Source organism: Streptomyces sp. BBFR102, assembly GCF_051397025.1.
In the GTDB taxonomy this organism is placed as follows: domain Bacteria; phylum Actinomycetota; class Actinomycetes; order Streptomycetales; family Streptomycetaceae; genus Streptomyces.
Genome location: NZ_CP195757.1, coordinates 1,419,556 through 1,436,974, shown reverse-complemented (window position 1 = coordinate 1,436,974; position 17,419 = coordinate 1,419,556). Strand labels below are relative to the sequence as shown.

At 71.2% G+C, this 17,419-nt stretch carries 13 protein-coding genes and 1 pseudogene; 3 read left to right on the top strand and 11 right to left on the bottom strand.

Features of this window, described 5'->3' with window-relative positions:
- Positions 1–9 precede the first annotated feature (9 nt).
- Positions 10–951 carry an ACP S-malonyltransferase gene (locus tag ACSLIC_RS06520; protein ID WP_436736728.1) on the bottom strand — a complete coding sequence of 314 codons (942 nt, stop codon included), beginning with the start codon at positions 949–951 and terminating at the stop codon, positions 10–12.
- Between the two features lie 89 nt (positions 952–1,040).
- Positions 1,041–2,180 carry a PucR family transcriptional regulator gene (locus ACSLIC_RS06515; protein WP_436740296.1) on the bottom strand — a complete coding sequence of 380 codons (1,140 nt, stop codon included), beginning with the start codon at positions 2,178–2,180 and terminating at the stop codon, positions 1,041–1,043.
- Positions 2,181–2,363: 183 nt separating this feature from the next.
- On the opposite strand from ACSLIC_RS06515, the gene ACSLIC_RS06510 reads away from it, so the two are divergent.
- Complete coding sequence (locus ACSLIC_RS06510) at positions 2,364–3,092, top strand: pirin family protein (RefSeq protein WP_436736727.1); 729 nt, start codon at positions 2,364–2,366, stop codon at positions 3,090–3,092.
- A gap of 80 nt (positions 3,093–3,172) precedes the next feature.
- Here ACSLIC_RS06510 and ACSLIC_RS06505 read toward each other — a convergent pair whose 3' ends face one another.
- A complete protein-coding gene (locus tag ACSLIC_RS06505) occupies positions 3,173–3,763 on the bottom strand; it encodes a GNAT family N-acetyltransferase (protein WP_436736726.1) in 591 nt (196 codons plus the stop codon).
- A gap of 276 nt (positions 3,764–4,039) precedes the next feature.
- Complete coding sequence (locus tag ACSLIC_RS06500) at positions 4,040–4,882, bottom strand: serine hydrolase domain-containing protein (protein WP_436736725.1); 843 nt, start codon at positions 4,880–4,882, stop codon at positions 4,040–4,042.
- A gap of 247 nt (positions 4,883–5,129) precedes the next feature.
- Here ACSLIC_RS06500 and ACSLIC_RS06495 point away from each other — a divergent pair.
- Positions 5,130–5,474, top strand: a pseudogene (locus ACSLIC_RS06495) (aldo/keto reductase); the annotation flags it as partial.
- Between the two features lie 116 nt (positions 5,475–5,590).
- On the opposite strand, the gene ACSLIC_RS06490 reads toward ACSLIC_RS06495, so the two are convergent.
- The 6 genes from ACSLIC_RS06490 to ACSLIC_RS06465 form a co-directional block, all read right to left on the bottom strand.
- Positions 5,591–6,808, bottom strand: a complete 1,218-nt coding sequence (locus ACSLIC_RS06490) for an acyltransferase family protein (protein ID WP_436736724.1) — start codon at positions 6,806–6,808, stop codon at positions 5,591–5,593.
- On the bottom strand, positions 6,805–7,896 hold the full coding sequence (locus ACSLIC_RS06485) for an alpha/beta hydrolase (RefSeq protein ID WP_436740295.1): 1,092 nt from the start codon (positions 7,894–7,896) through the stop codon (positions 6,805–6,807). Before ACSLIC_RS06485 ends, ACSLIC_RS06490 begins: the two co-directional genes overlap by 4 nt.
- A gap of 262 nt (positions 7,897–8,158) precedes the next feature.
- Positions 8,159–8,842, bottom strand: coding sequence for a response regulator (locus ACSLIC_RS06480; protein ID WP_436736723.1), 684 nt, complete (start codon positions 8,840–8,842; stop codon positions 8,159–8,161).
- Positions 8,839–10,236, bottom strand: coding sequence for a sensor histidine kinase (locus ACSLIC_RS06475; protein ID WP_436736722.1), 1,398 nt, complete (start codon positions 10,234–10,236; stop codon positions 8,839–8,841). The genes ACSLIC_RS06480 and ACSLIC_RS06475 overlap by 4 nt, the downstream gene beginning before the upstream one ends.
- Before the next feature lie 202 nt (positions 10,237–10,438).
- Positions 10,439–11,311 carry a DUF4429 domain-containing protein gene (locus ACSLIC_RS06470; RefSeq protein ID WP_436736721.1) on the bottom strand — a complete coding sequence of 291 codons (873 nt, stop codon included), beginning with the start codon at positions 11,309–11,311 and terminating at the stop codon, positions 10,439–10,441.
- A 76-nt stretch (positions 11,312–11,387) separates the two neighbouring features.
- Positions 11,388–12,623, bottom strand: coding sequence for an alpha/beta hydrolase (locus ACSLIC_RS06465; RefSeq protein ID WP_436736720.1), 1,236 nt, complete (start codon positions 12,621–12,623; stop codon positions 11,388–11,390).
- Between the two features lie 1,113 nt (positions 12,624–13,736).
- Between ACSLIC_RS06465 and ACSLIC_RS06460 the strand changes: the two genes are divergently transcribed.
- On the top strand, positions 13,737–14,132 hold the full coding sequence (locus ACSLIC_RS06460; RefSeq protein ID WP_436740294.1) for a peptidase inhibitor family I36 protein: 396 nt from the start codon (positions 13,737–13,739) through the stop codon (positions 14,130–14,132).
- A gap of 380 nt (positions 14,133–14,512) precedes the next feature.
- On the opposite strand, the gene aceE is transcribed toward ACSLIC_RS06460, so the two are convergent.
- Complete coding sequence (aceE, locus tag ACSLIC_RS06455; RefSeq protein WP_436736719.1) at positions 14,513–17,245, bottom strand: pyruvate dehydrogenase (acetyl-transferring), homodimeric type; 2,733 nt, start codon at positions 17,243–17,245, stop codon at positions 14,513–14,515.
- Between the last annotated feature and the right edge of the window lie 174 nt (positions 17,246–17,419).

Here is a 17,419-nt window from a genome sequence, read left to right as displayed (position 1 = left end):
TGCTCCTTCTCAGGCCGTCTGCGAGCCCGCCGGGGTGGCGGGGGAGTGTTCGGCGATCAGGGCGCGTGCGGCGTCGAGGTCGTCGGGGGTCTTCAGGGCGAGCGTCTTGACGCCCGGCATCGCGCGCTTGGCCAGTCCGGTCAGCGTGCCGCCCGGGCAGACCTCGATCAGCGCGGTCGCGCCGAGCTGCTGGAAGGTCTCCATGCACAGGTCCCAGCGGACCGGGTTGGCCACCTGGCCCACCAGTCGCTCCAGTACCTCCGCGCCCCTCGCCACTCGCGCGCCGTCCCGGTTGGAGAGGTAGGGCACGGCCGGGTCGGCCGGGGCCAGCTCCTTGGCGGCCGTCTCCAGCTCCGACACGGCCGGGGCCATGTGCGCGGTGTGGAAGGCGCCGGCCACCTTGAGCGGCACCACCCGGCGCACGCCCTCCGGCTTCTCCGCGACCAGCGCGTCGATCTGCTCCAGCGTGCCTGCGGCGACGATCTGGCCGGCGCCGTTGACGTTGGCCGGGGTCAGGCCGAGCTTCTCCAGGTGCGCCAGAGTCACCGCCGGTTCGCCGCCGAGCAGGGCGGCCATCCCGGTGGCGGTGACGGCCGACGCCGCGGCCATCGCCTGGCCGCGGCGTCGCACCAGGCGCAGCGCGGCGGTGTCGTCGAGGACCGAGGCGAAGACGGCGGCGGTGATCTCGCCGACGCTGTGGCCCGCGACGGCGCCCGGAGTCATCTCGCCGAGCGCGGCGGCGGAGAGCAGTCCGGCGGCGACCAGCAACGGCTGGGCCACCGCGGTGTCACGGATCGCCTCGGCGTCCGCCTCGGTGCCGTAGTGCACCAGGTCGAGGCCGATGGCCTCGGACCAGGCCGCGACACGATCGGCGGCACCGGGGAGTTCGAGCCAGGGGGTCAGGAAGCCGGGCGCCTGAGCGCCCTGGCCGGGAGCGACGAGTACGAGCACTCTCACACTCTCTCTTGGGGAGGGCCCCGACGGCCGGTGGGGACAGGGACCAAGAACCGTCGGGGGAATTGTTGGTGTCCGACAAAATCCTAGAGTTGCGCCTCGGCGTCCGCCAAGCGCCCCAGGATCAGCGCGATACGCAGCGTGAAGGCCGATCGCACGTCGGACGGCGACCACCCGGTGACGTCAGTCACACGTCGAAGCCGGTAGCGCACGGTGTTGGGGTGGACGAAGAGCATCCGCGCCGCCCCTTCAAGGCTGCTCGCCTGCTCCAGATAGACGCTCAAGGTCTCCAGAAGGGCCGACCCCGCCTCCTCCAGCGGTCTGTAGATCTCCTCCACCAGCTGGTCCCGCGCGGCGGGATCGCCCGCCATGGCGCGCTCGGGCAGCAGATCGTCCGCGAGGACCGGCCGGGGCGCGTCCTGCCAGGCCGCACACGCCTTCAGCCCCGCCGCCGCGGCCTGCGCCGAGCGCGTCGCCGCGAGCAGGTCCGCCACCACGGGCCCCGCCACCACGGGCCCCGTGGCGTACGGCCCGATCAGCGCCTTCGCCACGTGCAGCGGGTTGTCGCTGCCGCCCGCGATCACCACCAGACGGTTGCCGAGGACGCCGGTCAGCACCTGCACCTTGGCCTGGCGCGAGGCGCGCCGGATCGCCTCCACGGTCAGCTCGCTGTCGCCGTCGGGCGCGGTGCCGAGGATCACACAGACGTGCTCGGGGGAGTTCCAGCCGAGCGCGGCCGCCCGGGAGACGGCGCCCTCATCGGCCTCGCCGGAGAGCACCGCGTTGACCACCAGCGACTCCAGCCGGGCGTCCCAGGCGCCGCGCGCCTCGGCGGCCTGCGCGTAGACCTGGGCGGTGGCGAAGGCGATCTCGCGGGCGTAGACCAGCAGCGCCTCCCGCAGCACCGACTCGTCGCCCGGCGCAGCCACCTCGTCGATCGCGGTCTCCATCACCTCGATCGTGGTACGCACCATCTCCACGGTCTGCCGCAGCGTGATCGCCCGCGTCAGCTCGCGCGGCGCCGTGCCGAAGACGTCGGTGGAGATCGCCTGCGGCGCGTCCGGCTGCCGGAACCACTCGGTGAACGCCGCGATACCCGCCTGCGCCACCAGGCCGATCCACGAACGGTTCTCCGGCGGCATCGCCCGGTACCAGGGCAGCGTCTCGTCCATCCGCGCGATGGCGTTGGCGGCCAGACGCCCGGAGGAACGCTCCAGCCGCTTCAGCGTCGCGGTGTGCGGGTGGCCGGCCCCGGCCTCCGCGGACTGTTCCGCGGGCTGCTCGGTGGGCCGGTCGGGAGGTGTGGATTCGGGTTGGGACACGGGACCAAGACTGCCCTATCGGAGCGGGGTGGTGGGCTGGCGGGTCGCGGGGCGGTGGCACCGACGCCCGGGAGGCCAGGCCGTACCGTGGTGCGGGTGATCGACGTACGGCGCTCCGGCGACCGGTACCGGGGCGGCGAGCCCCCGTCCGGCATCAGCACCCTGCACGCCTTCTCCTTCGGCCCGCACTACGACCCGGACAACCTCCGCTTCGGCCCCCTCGTCGCCTGCAACGAGGAGCGCCTCGCCCCCGGCGCGGGCTTCGAGGAGCATCCGCACAGCCACACCGAGATCGTCACGTGGGTGGCAGAGGGCGAGCTGACTCACCAGGACTCCACCGGCCACACCACCGTCGTGCGACCGGGCGACGTCCAGTACCTCCGCGCCGCGACCGGTGTCCGCCACGTCGAGCGCAACGACGGCCCGGCCCCCCTCGTCTTCCTCCAGATGTGGCTCACCCCGCTGACCTGGGACAACGTCCCCGCCTACACGCTCGTCCGCCGCGAGGACCTCCCTCGGGGCCGCCCCGCCACCGCCGTCCTCGACGTCCCCGCCGCCGGAGCCGTCCTCCACCACCTCCCGCTCACCCCAGGCCGTCCGCGTCCCCTCCCACCGGCCGCGCTGCGGTACGTCCACGTGCTCGCCGGCCATGTCCGGATCAGCCCTGCCCCGGCGGGCGCCCAGGACAGCCCCGCACCGGTGGAACTCGGCCCCGGGGACTCCGCCCGGATCGACGGCCCGCCCGAGCTCCCCTTCACCCTGACGGGGTGCGGCGAGAACCCTGCGGAGCTGCTGGTCTGGGCGATGGAAGGGTGAGGGCGGGCAGGCGGAACTCCCTGCCCGTGCGGTTCGAGAGCTTGGGGCCGCCTACCGGTCCGGAAGGTCGGGGCCGCTGGTCAACCCGGCTGCCCGTGGCGCCACATGGCCCACATCTGCGGCCCTGACCGGAACGTGAGCCGCCGCTCGGTCACAAACCCCAGGCGCTGGTAGAACCCCAGGTTCCGCTCGTTGCTGGACTCCAGGAACACCGGACGCCCGTCGGTGTCCGCCCGTTCCAGCAACCCACCGAGCACCACGGCCCCGAGTCCCGTGCCCTGAGCCTCGGCACGCGTGCCCAGGAACTCGACGTACCAGTGCGGCGGCGCCCCCGGATGCCGCCGCTCCAGAGCGAGCAACCGCGCCCCGAGCCTGGGCAGCTCCCACCGGCCCGCCCGGACCAGCGTCCTCGCGTTCCGCAGTAGATAGGCAGCAGGCAGCTTCCAGGCGCCGGGCTCCGCCCACACGCATGCCACCTGTCGGCTGTCGTCGGTCCACACCCGCCCGTACGGGATCTGCTGCGTGAGATGCCCCCGGAACAACACCCTGAGCCGCCACTCCCGGTCGCGAGGCATCAGCCACGACCAGACCGGATCACCCCGGTACGCACTCGCCAGCACCCCGGCGAGCACCTCCGTGTCAGCCGCACGGGCCTGCACGAGTCGCCCCATGCTGAGACGGTACGCGCCCACACCCAGGCTTGCCAGGGTGACGACGAGGCCGGGTGCAGTGCTGGGCAGCGGCTGGCCGTTGTGCAGGGTGACGCGCCGGCGGGATGGGGAGGCGGGTGCTGCCCCAGAGGCGGTGGACGCTGCCCACGAGGAGGGACGGGGAGGGGGCGGGAGGCTGGGGTTGAGGGGGTGGGCTCGGCGGGTGGCGGGTGGCGGGTGGCGGGTGGGGCCGGGGGGCTTGGCCGCCCCTTCCCGCTCCCGCCCTCGGGGGTCTGCTCAGATGTCCGTCGTCCCGGCCAGCTCCTTGAGGACGGCGTCCGTGAACGGGGGCCATGCCTCGATGGCCCAGGGGCCGAAGGCTCTGTCGGTCAGCGCGACAGCGGCGGCCCGCGCGTCCGGGTCGATCCACAGGAACGTGCCCGACTGGCCGAAATGTCCGAAGGTCCTCGGTGAGGAGGTGGCCCCCGTCCAGTGCGGCGACTTCCCGTCCCGGATCTCGAAACCCAGTCCCCAGTCGTTGGGGTTCTGGCTCCCGTATCCGGGCAGCACACCCTTCAGCCCCGGCTGCACGACCGACATCGCCTCGGCGACCGTACGGACGTCCAGCAACTGGGGTGCCTGCACCTCCGCCGCGAACCGGATCAGGTCGTCCACCGTCGACCACCCGTCCTTCGCGGGAGACATCCCCCCTTCCAACGTGGTCGAGTCCATCCCCAACGGCTCCAGTACGGCCTGACGCAGGTACTCCGGGAAGGGAATCCCCGTCACCTCGGACAGGTGCTCGCCCAATGCCTCGAAACCGGCGTTCGAGTAGATCCGCCGCGTTCCGGGGTCCGCCTGGACCCGGTTCTCGTCGAAGGCCAGCCCGCTGGTGTGCGCCAGCAGGTGTCGCACCGTCGCCCCCTCGGGCCCGGCCGGCTCGTCGAGCTCCACAGCCCCTTCCTCGTACGCCACCAGCACGGCGTACGCCGCGATCGGCTTGGTCACCGACGCCAGCGCGAACCGCCTGCCGGTGGGCCCGTGGGTTCCGGCCACCGTCCCGTCGGACCGCACCACGGCCACCGCCGCGTGCGGCACCGGCCACTCGTCCACCCGTGCCAGACTCTCAAGGCTTCGCATGTCAGCGAGTCTAGGACGGGCGTCCGGCCCGGTCGGGCGGTGCCCGTCTCCTGCGCCGCGAAGACGGGCACCGGGCCGTGGGCGACGGCGAACGGACGCCGAGGCGAAGGCAAGGCGGATCGTGTCTGCCTTGATGACATCCGCACTTACCTGGAGTGGGCCCAACGTTCCGGCGTGGAGGGCATGACGGTGACGGATAGCACCTCCCTGCCCGCTGCGGTCCGAGACTGCTCGGCCGAACCGACCTGAGAGAGAACTCACCGACGACTTCCGGCGCGGGCAGCCCCGCTGCACCGGCGCCAACGCCGCAGCCAACGCCAACCTCCCGAAACCCCTGCGCACCATCGCCGCCGATCACGGAGTCAACCCCGCCCAGATCGCCCTGGCCTGGGCCCGGCACCGCGCGGAGGGACGCCGCCTGCCGGTCGTCTCCATCCCCGGCGCCCTCAAGCCGACCGGCCTTCAGGAGAACACCGCCTCCACCCCTGTTCACCTCACCGAAGCGGAATCGGCTCTTCTGGAGCCCATTGCGGGCAAGGTCGCAGGTGACCGCTACGCCGGCATGTCCTTCACATCGGCGGGCCGCAACTGATCCGTACAGCCCCATCCCGGTTCCCTCCTTCCTTACCTCTCGTGTCTCTCACGTCCGGCCCTGCGGTCCCCCTGTGTCCGGAGGGCCGGACGTCCGGCCCTCCGCACGCCAGGAGGTCAGACCAACCGCAGGGCGAATATCGCGAACCCTGTCGCCAGCACGCCTGCCGTCACGCGTATCCCTCTGCCCGCTCCGGGCCACGGCGCGTCAAGGCGCCGGGCGGATCTCGCGGTCACCACCAGCAAGGCGGCGAACAGCGGCATCCACATCACCCGTGCGGCGATCCACCCGACTGTGTCCGGTGCCGAGGTGAGTCCGGGCACCACACCGAGAGCGGCTCCCGGTATCGCCGCGATCAGCATCGCCGTCTGGTGCCAGCAGAGGATCGTCATCGCTGACAGGTTGACGGCCACGACCGGTGCCCACCAGGACGGGCGCCGGAGCAGGGAAGCGATCCGGTCGCGTGACAGCACGGCTGCCCCGCTCTGAAAGGCACCCAGTGCCAGAACCAGCAGTGACGGCGGGTGCGAGTTGGTCCGGGCCTCGCCCGGGACCCCCACCATGGACGTCGGATACCCGAACTCCCACAGCAGCAGGACGAACAGAGCAGCCCCTCCGACCAGCAGCACCCTGGCCGCGCGCCGACTCATGCGCCCTTCGCCCCAGCCCACCCCCAGCTGGTAGGCGAACAGCCATCCGGGCAACAGGTTGAACAGGCTCAGCCACGACGGCATCCCGGCCGACCAGGGACCGTACCGGAGTAGATCCACCACGGCGACCGCGCCTAGAAGCGGGGCGGCAGCCCACGGACCGGCCTTCCGGGCGGCCCGCGCACACCACGGTGTCAACGCGGTGACCACCCCGTAGACGCCGACGAACCACAGTGGCTGGATGACGAGGGTGGCCGCCGTGTGCAAGGTGGCTTCCGGGACCCCGGACCACCACAGCACCACCAGAAGAGCGGCCCAGATCGCCGTCACCCCCACCACGGGCCGCCCCAGCCGGACCAGCCGCCCGGCTGTCCAGGAACGCGCGGACTCTCCCCGCTCCGACGCTCGCCGGTAGGAGAGCGCCGAGGCGTATCCCCCGACGAGGAAGAAGATGCCGAGCATCTGCAGTACCCAGCTCAGCGGTGCAAGCGAGGAGAAGGAGGAGAGCGGACTGGCGTTGTGGAGGCCGCCGTCGGCGTCACGTGTGAACCCGCCGAGGAGCCAGTGACCGGTCGGCACTGCCAGGAGGGCCACGGCCCGCAGCCCGTCGAGTGCGCGGTCACGGTGAACCGGAGTGGCGGCGTCCACCTTGGTCGCGGCCCGGCGCAGCCAGGCCCCGTTCATGAGGTTCTCCCTTCCGCGATGGCGGCGAAGGCCGCGAGGGCGTCTGTACCGGGAGCGAAGTAGTCGGAATGGCCGCTCACCCGCTGCGCGGGTATGGGGCGGGCGCCGAAGCCGGAAGCGGTGGGGTCTGTGCCGTGGCCCAGCTCGAAGAGCCGCAGGTGGGGCACCTTGCCGATCCAGTCCCCGGCACTGCGCGTCGCCCAGACGCGGGCGGAGGTACCCAGAGAGGCGACGTCCGCCGCTCGCATCCCTGGCGAGCCGAGGACAACCAGATCGCTCATGCGGAGATCTGCCGCGGCCAGCCCGCAGACCACCGATCCGTAGCTGTGGCAGAAGACTGACGGGCGGGGGAGCCCGGTGGCGGCCAGCCCTTCGACGAAGCGCCTCAGCCGGGGTGCGCCCGCCTCGGCCAGGCGGCCGGTGGCGGCGTCGGGACCGAGACCGACCGGGGTGGTGTAGCCGACCCAGGCGACGACCGCGGTCTGCCCGTCCGTCGCCCTGGCGAGCGAGCGGGCCATACCGGCCGGTGTGCCGTAAGGGTTGTGCGAGCGGTCGAAGGTGTCGAGGTCGATGTCCGAACCGGGGACGACGACCGCCACGTGCCGCGCCGCGCCGAGGTCGCCGAAGACCTCCGCCACCTGCCCTCGGCCCCGGGGGTCGAAGGCGAGTATCTGCCGTCCCGACGTCAGAAGGCCCCGGTACCTTTCGGCCCGTTCGGCAGCCCGGTCGCGTTCCTGGCCGGACAGCCGATGGTCGGCTGCCCTCTCCTGCTCCCCGGCGTGCGCTTCGGCCAACGCCCGGGCGTTCGCGGCGTAACGAACGGGGATCGGCGCTCCGTCCAGGTTGCCCAGGACGAGCGGATGGCGCTCGATGAGGCCGTCCAGCTGTCGCCCCGTCAGAGCCGTGAGGAAATCGTGGACTTCAGCGGGCGTGCTGCGTGCCGGGTCGGGAAGTTTCCGCCCTGTCTCGGTGTCTCCCCGCCAGGCCGAGGTACCGGGCGGAGGTCCCGTCACGGGTGTCTGCTGGCCAGCCGACGCCCACCCGGTCGTGGCTGTCATCAGCGTGGACGTCAACATCAGCCCGGCCAGCGCGCGCCAGCTTCGCGAACGTGCCCCCGGCCTCGCTGAACGCACCCGAACCCGCATCATCGGCCCCCGTCTCTCCGTCCGGCCCGCTCTCGTGCCGGCCTGTTGGAGAGAAGGTAGGGAGACGACACCCGCTGGGGCTTCACACCGGAGAGCCAAGTGCGACCCCATACCCCAGTAGGGGGTGGATGAGGCTGGGGAGACGAGACAACGGAGATGACCGTCCGGCACACGCTGCCGGACGGTCGGGTGCGAGAAGGAGCGGTCAGCGCACGGTGTCACCGGGCTTGACCAGCCCGGACTCGTAGGCCGCGATGACCGCTTGGGCGCGGTCGCGGATGCCGAGCTTCGCGAGAATGCGGCTGATGTGGGTCTTCACCGTCTGCTCGGCGAGGACGAGCTGCTCGGCGATCTCCAGATTGGACAGCCCGCGGGCCACCAACTCCAGTACCTCTGTCTCACGCGGGGTGAGGCCGTTCAACTGCAGACGGGGGTCGCGGCGGGGGCGAGGTCGCCGACGGACGATGTCTTCGATGAACCGGCGGGTGACGGCGGGGTCGAGCAGTGCGTTCCCGCCGTGGATGACACGGACCGCCGACACCAGGCTGGCCGGCGGCGAGTCCTTCAACAGGAAGCCGGAGGCTCCGGCGTGCAGTGCCTCGTACACGTAGTCGTCCACGTCGAAGGTGGTCAGCATGATGACCTTCGGACGATGGGCAGTCCCCGGCTCAGGACTCAGCAGTTCCCGAGTCGCCGTCAGGCCGTCCATCTCCGGCATCCGCACATCCATGAGCACGATGTCGGGGTGGGTCTTGCGACTCACCTCGATGCCGGTCCGCCCGTCCGCCGCCTCGCCGACGACGTCGATGTCCGCCTGGGCGGACAGCAGCGCGGCGAAACCGGCCCGCACCATGCCCTGGTCGTCGACGATGATCACACGGATGCTCATGCGGAGTCAGGTTCCTTCTCGTGACGGGGGAGCCGAGCGGCGACACGGAATCCTCCACCGGGCAGGGGGCCGGTGTCGAGGGTCCCACCCGCGAGCCGGACGCGCTCCCGCATTCCCACCAGGCCATGGCCGGTCCCCGTGCTCTCCAGGGGCACTCGCCGCGCCCGACCAGGGCCGTTGACGATGGCCACCGTGACGGAGTCGCCCTCCACGGTGACGGAGATCGTCGTCCGGGCTTCCGGCGCGTGCCGTACGACGTTCGCCAGGGCCTCCTGGACGATGCGGTAGAGCGACAGGTCGACCGAAGCGGGGAGGTCGGCCAGCATCGCCGCGATCTCCACCTCGGTACGCGACATGGCCACCGGTACACCTGCCCGGACGGTGGCGTCCACCAGCTGATTCAGCTGCCTGAGACCTGGCTGCGGTGTCCGTTCCCTTTCGGCGTCCTCGCTGCGCAGGACGGAGAGGATGCGGCGCATCTCCGTCAGCGATTCGCGGGCGCTCTCCGCGATGGAGCTGAACTCCCGGGCCGCCTCCTCGCCGAGATGCGGTATGCGGTAGCGCGCCGAGTCGGCCTGCACCGTGATGAGTGACATGTGGTGGGCCACCACGTCGTGCAACTCCCGGGCGATGCGGTTGCGTTCCTCCAGGAGTGTGCGGTGGGACCGCTCCGTTTCGCTGATGCTCTCCTGCTCGACCAGTCTGCGCTGTGCGTCGCCCCTTTCCCGCAGCGTTGCAGAGAGCAGCAGGAGAGCCCCGGACAGGGTGAAGATGAGCAACTGGGTGCTGTCGCTGTGTTCCTGGGAGAGGACTTCGAAGAACAGGCCAGCGCACCCGGTGGCGAGCCAGACGGAGAGCAGGGTGCGCCTGCCCGCGCGCAGACCCAGGCAGATCATGAGCAGCTGGTAACCGACGATGTTCATCGGCGTCCATGGCCAGGGCCTTCCGTCGAGGCCCGGGGTCCCCAGCATGACGACAGCCGCGACCACATCGGCGGTGAAGATCACCCACCACGCCTGGACGGGGCGCGACACCGCCAGGAGGAGTGGCGCGGTCTGTGCGGTGGCGAAGGCGCCGGCCAGGGCTCCGTTCATGCCGTAGTCCTGGACGAGGACGGTGGTCGTGACCGGCAGCAGAGCGGCCACTGCCGCGAAGGCCAGCCCGTGGGGCAGGCGGCGCACCCACGCCTTGCGCACGCCCGAGAGCAGCGGGCGGGTCGAGTCGGCCGGCGTGCCCAACGCCAGCCCCAGGGAGCGCAGCTCCTTCCGGGAAGAGCGCACGGCAGGGGCGTCGGCCGTGCGTCGGCCCCACTCCCGCACACGGTCGAGCGCATCGTGAAGGGAGCTGGGCCCGGAGGAGTCGTCATCGCGGTCACGCGGTGGTTCGGTCTTCATGACTCGCACAGCCTAAGCAGCTCAGTCCCGGACCGCGTCATACTACGGAGCTGCATCGAGGGTCATACCGGGGTATGCAGACAGGCGTCCGAAAGCGGGGCATTCCAGGTGGCGCGCCGGAGATGATCCTCAAGCCACGCGCCCAGTCCACAGATCGCCCCGAGGCGCGTCACGGGGCTGCGGTCCCGCCCCTGCCCCGTCGTCACAGTTCGGACAGCAGCTGCGTCTTCTTGCTGACGAACTCCTCATCGGTCACCAGACCGGCCTGGTGCAGATCGCCGAGGTGCCGGATGCGCTCGGCGATGTCCGCCGGGTCACGGCGAAGCGGGAGGCGTGCGCTTTCCGGCGTGCGGCTCTCCGGCGCGCGCTCGGCAGCCCGCACAGCGGCCAGGACGGCCGCGGCGAACGGCAGCGACTCGTGAACGGGGCCGTACCCGGGGCCGAACACCACGCACGCCGGGTCCAGTTCGGACCGGGCGGGCTGTGCCGTCGATCCCGCCCGAGGGACGAGCCGCAGGCAGCCGTCGAACACCTCGGGCGAACGCCACTCGACGTCCGCCAGTTCGGTCACCGGAAAGGTCTTGTCGCCTGCCTTCCACTTCTCGGTCGATGCGCCGGTGGGCGACCAGCGGAAGGACACCGCCGCCCCGTCGAAGGACGCCTTGCCGTCGTACGCCTTGAAGTGCAGCGGGGCCTCGGGGGGCGCAACCAGGGCACGGGCCGAAGCCGGGGCCGGGCGGTCCGCGATGAGCTTGTTCAACTCGTCCACCTGCTCGCGGGCCTGCTGTTCCTGGGCCGAGGGCAGCACCAGGCGGTACGGGTCGCTCCCTTCCTTCAGCTGGCCGGAGGCCGCGTCCATCAAGGGGTCGGCACCGGCTCGGGCCACTGCCCGCAGCACGACGGTCCCGCGTCTGCCAGGAGCCAGCGAGACCGTGTCCAACGCCTCCAGCGGGATACGCCGTGCACCGAGCGCCTGGAAAAGCTTCGGTGTCCGGATGCCCCGTTCGAAGCGGATGAGCACGGAGTCGGAATCGATCTCCCAGGCGGCATGAGATCCAGCCAATACGTCACCCATGCGGCTCATCGTATGCGCCACGCTTCTCCTCGTCCCCTTTCCCGGCGGGCCCACCGCCTTGCCATCTCCAAGTGCGTCAGGCAGAGGCGACGTCCTCGGCGTGGTGGTAACAGCTGTCCGTGCCGGCGCACCGCAGCTTCTGATAGGCCCCAACGCCGATCCGGGCGAAGTTGTCGAGGCTCTCCGTCCCCGGCTCGAAGTACCCCGCGTGTCCGGCGGCCCCGCGGGAGGAGAGGACGCGAGCCCCGAACTCCTCCGACACCGGGTCGGTGCCGTGCCCCACACCCGCCAGTTCGAGATGGGGGATCTCGCCGATCCAGTCGTCCTCGCCGCGCATCGCCCAGATCCTGGCCTCCGTGCCCAGATGGGCGGCGGTGGCAGCCCGCATGCCGGGGCTTCCCGCGACCGCGATGTCCGTGACCCGGGACGGCAGGTCGCGGGCGGAGACCCCGCAGACCACCGACCCGTAGCTGTGGCAGTACAGAGCCACCGACTTCTTCCCGGGAAGGCTCCGGACCAGGCCGGAGAGCCGCACCGCACCGTCCTCCGCCCGCTTGGCCGTGACGGCGTCCACACCGATGCCCGCCGGGGAGGTGTAGTCGGCCCAGGCGATCACCGCCACTCGCGGAGCGCCGGACGCGGAACGCGGCAGGCTGCTCACGTGCTGTGCGCGCTCAGCCTTGTACAGCGACTTGGCCATGCCGGCGGGAGCGGAGAAGGCCCCGTAGGTCCGTTCATAGGTCAGCACGTCGGTGTCGACACCCGGAACGACGACCGAGACCCGTGCCGCTCGGTCGAGATCGCCGAAGACCTCGGCGACCCGGCCCCGCCCGGTCGGATCGAAGGCGAGTACGTGGCGCTTGGGATGCAGCAGCGAGAGGAAGCGGTGCATCCGCCGGTCGGCCTCCTGCCGCCCCTCCGCCGAGAGCCGGTGGTCACGGGTCCGCTCCCGTTCCACGCCGACCGCCTTCTCCAGTGCGAGCCGGTTGGCCCGGTAGCGCAGTTTCGGCGGCGCGCCGTTCATGTTCCCCACCGCCAGCGGATACCGCTCGGCCAGGTCGAACCGTTGAGCGCGGGTGAGCGAGGCGAAGAACCCCGCCAGCTCCGTCGAGGGTGCGTCGGCTTCCGGCAGCGCCTTGCCCCGGATGCGGCCGTCACTCCATGAGTTCAGTGCGCGCTGCAGTGGATTGGTGTCGCCCTGCTGGCGACGCGCGGCTGTCCAGCCGGAGGTCGCCAGCATGACGAGGACGATCGCCAGGGCGAGCAGCGTGCGCCAGACGTTGAACTGGGGGGACGAGTCGAAGGAAGTCACTGCGGGACACCCTAGGAGACCGTCGGCGCTGCATTGAGCAGCCGTGGGTCAGATCACTGAACCGGGCGGGCCTTTACGGCAAACCGGGTGCACAGGATTCCGCCGGTGACTTTCCGTTCTCGGAAGGGCCGTCAATTGATCACGTCAACAGGCCGGTTCTGTCCCGGCCGGACACTGTCGAGCCCTTTGCGGCGCGGAGAGCCGTGACGGCCCGGGGCCCGGGGGCGCGTCGACCTCGTCCCCCGCGCACGGTGACGTCACTCGTTCGAGGACAGGTTGTCCTCGGGCGGAGAGGGCGCGGAGCGCCCTCTCGATGGTGCTCCGGCCCCGTCCGCGTGGGGGGTTCGGCCCTCCCGCCAGGGAAAACGCCACTCGGGCCGGTACTCGGTGGAACCAGGCGCTTCCCCCGCCGGAGGCGGAACAAGCGCTACCGGTGGTGGCTGCGCGTGAAGTTCACCTATCAGGCTGGTCGAGGGCCTCGAAGCTTCCCTCCGAGGCCCTGGCCGGTCCACAGTTCATTCACCGGCCGCACCACCGGCGCATCCGGGCCCGGGCCCGATCGCCGACCGGCGCCTTGTCCACCGCCACGGTGTGGAGCCGGGACCCTGCCACAGACGCGCACGCCGCAGCAGCGGCGCATTCGGCATGGACGCGCTCCGGCCATGGCGCCTTCCCGCTCAGCGGGTCGGGCCGGTCTCCGAAGCGCGGCACTCCGTGGCCACTCACCCATCCGCCCACGGGCAACGGCGCCCACACGCGCCGCGACTGCCCCCTGCCCGTACGACTCACGCAGAGCAATCGGTCAACCACCGCGCCGTTGACCACTGCCCGGCCGACCCGGCCGGGCGACGACCACCCATCACACCGAGGAACGGGGAAAGCAATATGACGAAGCCGATGAAGCGCTCCAAGCCGATCCCACCCCACACCGGACGCGGCATGCACCGGGACCGTGTGGTGGCCCCCACCGCGCGTCGGCGCCCGCTACCCCGTACCGTCCGGCACGCCGTGGCACCTGCCGCCTCCCGGCCGGCAAGCCCTGGCAAGGGACCCGCCAAGGGATTCGTCCGGGGACTATTGGCCCACGTTTCGGCCAACCGCCACCTGGCCCCGCTGACGGTTGCCGCCGTCGCCGCACTGTCCACGGCTCTGGCCCTCGCCCCCTCCTCGGCGGTCCCGGCGGCCGGACCCGCGGAGGTCCGCGCCGAGGCGGCCGGGCAGGGCGGACTCGCCGCCTGTGGCGCCGGACAGCTCTGCCTCTGGCAGAAGGCGGATTTCGCGGGGAAGCGCCACGTCTTCGAACTCTCCGGCACCGACATCGAGAGCTGCGTTGCCCTTCCTTCCGGTGTGGTGGCGCACGCCCTCGCCAACCGCACGGGGCGGCCGGTCACCACCTACCAGTCGGCCGAGTGCGCGGAGACAGGCGAGTTCGACACTCACCCCGGCAGTGGGACCTGGCAGCCGTCCTCCCCCTACGGTGTGCGCGCGTTCAAGATCTGGGAGAACTGACCGTGCGGCGCCGCGGCCTGCGACACCGGGTCCCCGCGTCCCTTCCGGTCGTGTCACACGTCTACGCGCCCGATCCGGCGGTGAGGGGTTCAGCCGTGTTCCGACGGGCAAAGCCACAACCGGCCGGCCGTACGGGAGCCAGGCAGCCGGAATGCCGTGGACGCGGCGCCGCCCAGACCGCCTCGTACCGTTCGTGCGGCCGTGGAGGCCCTCGCCGCGTGAGCCCGGGTTTCTTCGGCCAGCCGCGCCGCACGGCTTCCGCGGTGCGGTGTGGGACCCGGTGCCTCCCGGCCGGAGTGGTCCGCCTGCTCCGGATGTGGCGGAGGGCGGCGGAGAGGTTCACTCCGCCGCCCTCCAGGCCGCACCGCGAGGATCGCTGGTCAGGCGTCGCCGCCCGCCGCCCCCGGGTTCGCGGCTGCCACGTCGAGCAGCTGGTACCGGTCCATCGCCTGCTTAGGGGCAGCCCGGTCGACCTTGCCCTCGCGGGCCAGTTCGGTCAGCACCGCCAGCACGATCGACTGCGCGTCGATGTGGAAGAACCGCCGTGCCGCGCCCCGGGTGTCGGCGAAGCCGAACCCGTCGGCGCCGAGCGACTGGTAAGTCCCGGGCACCCAGCGGGAGATCTGGTCGGGGACCGCACGCATCCAGTCGGAGACCGCTACGAAGGGGCCCTCCGAGCCGGACAGCTTCCGCGTCACGTACGGAACGCGCTGTTCCTCGTCCGGGTGCAGCAGATTGTGGCGCTCCACGTCGATCGCCTCGCGGCGCAGTTCGTTCCAGGAGGTCGCCGACCACACGTCGGCCCGTACGCCCCACTCCTCCGCCAGAATCCGTTGAGCCTCCAGGGCCCACGGGACGGCGACGCCGGAGGCGAGGATCTGTGCCGGGACCTCGCCGGAGGCGCCGGCCCGCAGCCGGTGCACGCCCTTGAGGATGCCGTCGACGTCGACGTCGTCGGGCTCGGCGGGGTGCTGGATCGGCTCGTTGTAGACGGTGAGGTAGTAGAAGACGTCCTCACTGTCCGGGCCGTACATCCGCCGCAGGCCGTCCTGGACGATATGCGCGATCTCGTAGCCGAACGCCGGATCGTAGGCCACGACCGCCGGATTGGTGGAGGCGAGCAGCTGGGAGTGACCGTCGGCGTGCTGGAGCCCCTCACCGGTGAGGGTGGTCCGTCCCGCCGTGGCACCGAGCACGAATCCGCGGGCCAGCTGGTCCGCCATCTGCCAGAACTGGTCGCCGGTGCGCTGGAACCCGAACATCGAGTAGAAGACGTAGACGGGGATCAGCGGTTCGCCGTGGGTCGCGTAGGCGGAGCCGGCGGCGATCAGCGACGCCGTGCAGCCGGCCTCCGAGATCCCGTCGTGCAGCATCTGCCCGGTCGGCGACTCCTTGTAGGCCAGGAGCAGGTCGCGGTCGACCGACTCGTACTGCTGCCCCAGCGGGTTGTAGATCTTGGCGCTGGGGAAGAACGAGTCCATCCCGAAGGTCCGGTACTCGTCCGGGGCGATCAGCACGAAGCGCTTGCCGATCTCCTTGTCCCGCATGAGGTCCTTGAGGAGGCGGACGAAAGCCATCGTCGTGGCGATGGCCTGCTGTCCGGACCCCTTCTTCACGCTCGCGTAGGTCTTGTCGGCGGGCTGCGGAAGCGGTTTGGCCCGCACCACCCGGGTCGGCACGTATCCGCCGAGCGCGCGCCGGCGGTCGTGCATGTACTGGATCTCCTCCGACTCGGGCCCGGGGTGGAAGTACGGCGGCAGGCCGCCCTCCAGCTCCTTGTCGGTGATCGGCAGGTGGAGCCGGTCGCGGAAGCCCTTGAGGTCGGCGACGGTGAGTTTCTTCATCTGGTGGGTGGCATTGCGGCCCTCGAAGTTGGGCCCGAGGGTCCACCCCTTGACGGTCTGCGCCAGGATCACCGTCGGCTGGCCCTTGTGGGCCTTGGCCGCGGCGAACGCCGCATAGATCTTCCGGTGGTCGTGGCCACCGCGACCCAGATGCAGGATCTGGTCGTCGGTCATGTTCTCGACCATGCTGCGCAGCCGCTGGTCGCTGCCGAAGAAGTGCTCGCGGATGTAGGAGCCCGTCTCGGTGGCGTAGGTCTGGAACTGCCCGTCCGGCGTGGTGTTCAACTTGTTGACCAGCAGGCCGTCGCGGTCCTGGGCCAGCAGCGGGTCCCAGGAGCGGTCCCAGACGAGCTTGATCACGTTCCAGCCCGCACCGCGGAACTGCGACTCGAGCTCCTGGATGATCTTGCCGTTGCCGCGCACCGGCCCGTCGAGGCGCTGGAGGTTGCAGTTGACGACGAAAGTGAGGTTGTCGAGCCCCTCACGGGCCGCGATCGAGAGCTGGCCGAGCGACTCCGGTTCGTCCATCTCGCCGTCGCCGAGGAACGCCCACACGTGCGAGGCGGAGGTATCGCCGATGTCGCGGGCCTCCATGTAGCGGTTCATCCGCGCCTGGAAGATCGCGCCCAGCGGGCCGAGGCCCATGGAGACGGTGGGGAACTCCCAGAAGTCCGGCATGGAGCGCGGATGCGGATAGCTGGAGAGGCCGTTCGGAGCCTTCGACTTCTCCTGGCGGAAGCCGTCGAGCTGCTCCTCGGTGAATCGGTCCAGGAGGAACGCACGGGCGTAGATGCCGGGGGAGGCGTGGCCCTGGAAGAAGATCTGGTCGCCGCCGTCCCCCTCGTCCTTGCCCCGGAAGAAGTGGTTGAAGCCGACGTCGTACAGCGAGGCGGAGGAGGCGAAGGTCGCGATGTGCCCGCCGACGCCGATCCCGGGGCGCTGCGCGCGGGAGACCATCGCCGCGGCGTTCCACCGGGTCGCGTTCAGGATCTTCCGCTCGACCTCCTCGTTGCCGGGGAAGAAGGGCTCGTCCTTGGTCGCGATCGTGTTGACGTAGTCCGTGCTGCGCATCTCCGGGACGGCGACCCGCTTCTCGCGGGCTCGTTCGATCAGGCGGAGCATGAGATAGCGCGCCCGCTGCCGGCCGCGCTCGTCGACGGCGGCGTCCAGGGAGTCCAGCCATTCCTGGGTCTCTTCGGGATCGAAGTCCGGCACCTGGCTGGGCAGGCCGCCAATGATGATCGGGTTGCGATCGGGTCCGGAAGCCACGCTGTTCCTTCGCTGTTCGGTCGTGCACGTCAGGGAGGTCGGGCCGCTCCCCATGGTCCATCGGTGGGGCGGTTCCGTCATCTCTACCCGGCGGTAACCGCCGACCGGGGGCGCCCGGCCGACGGCGTCCCGGGAGCGGGCTGGTGCGATCCGGTCCAAATCGCAACGACGCGT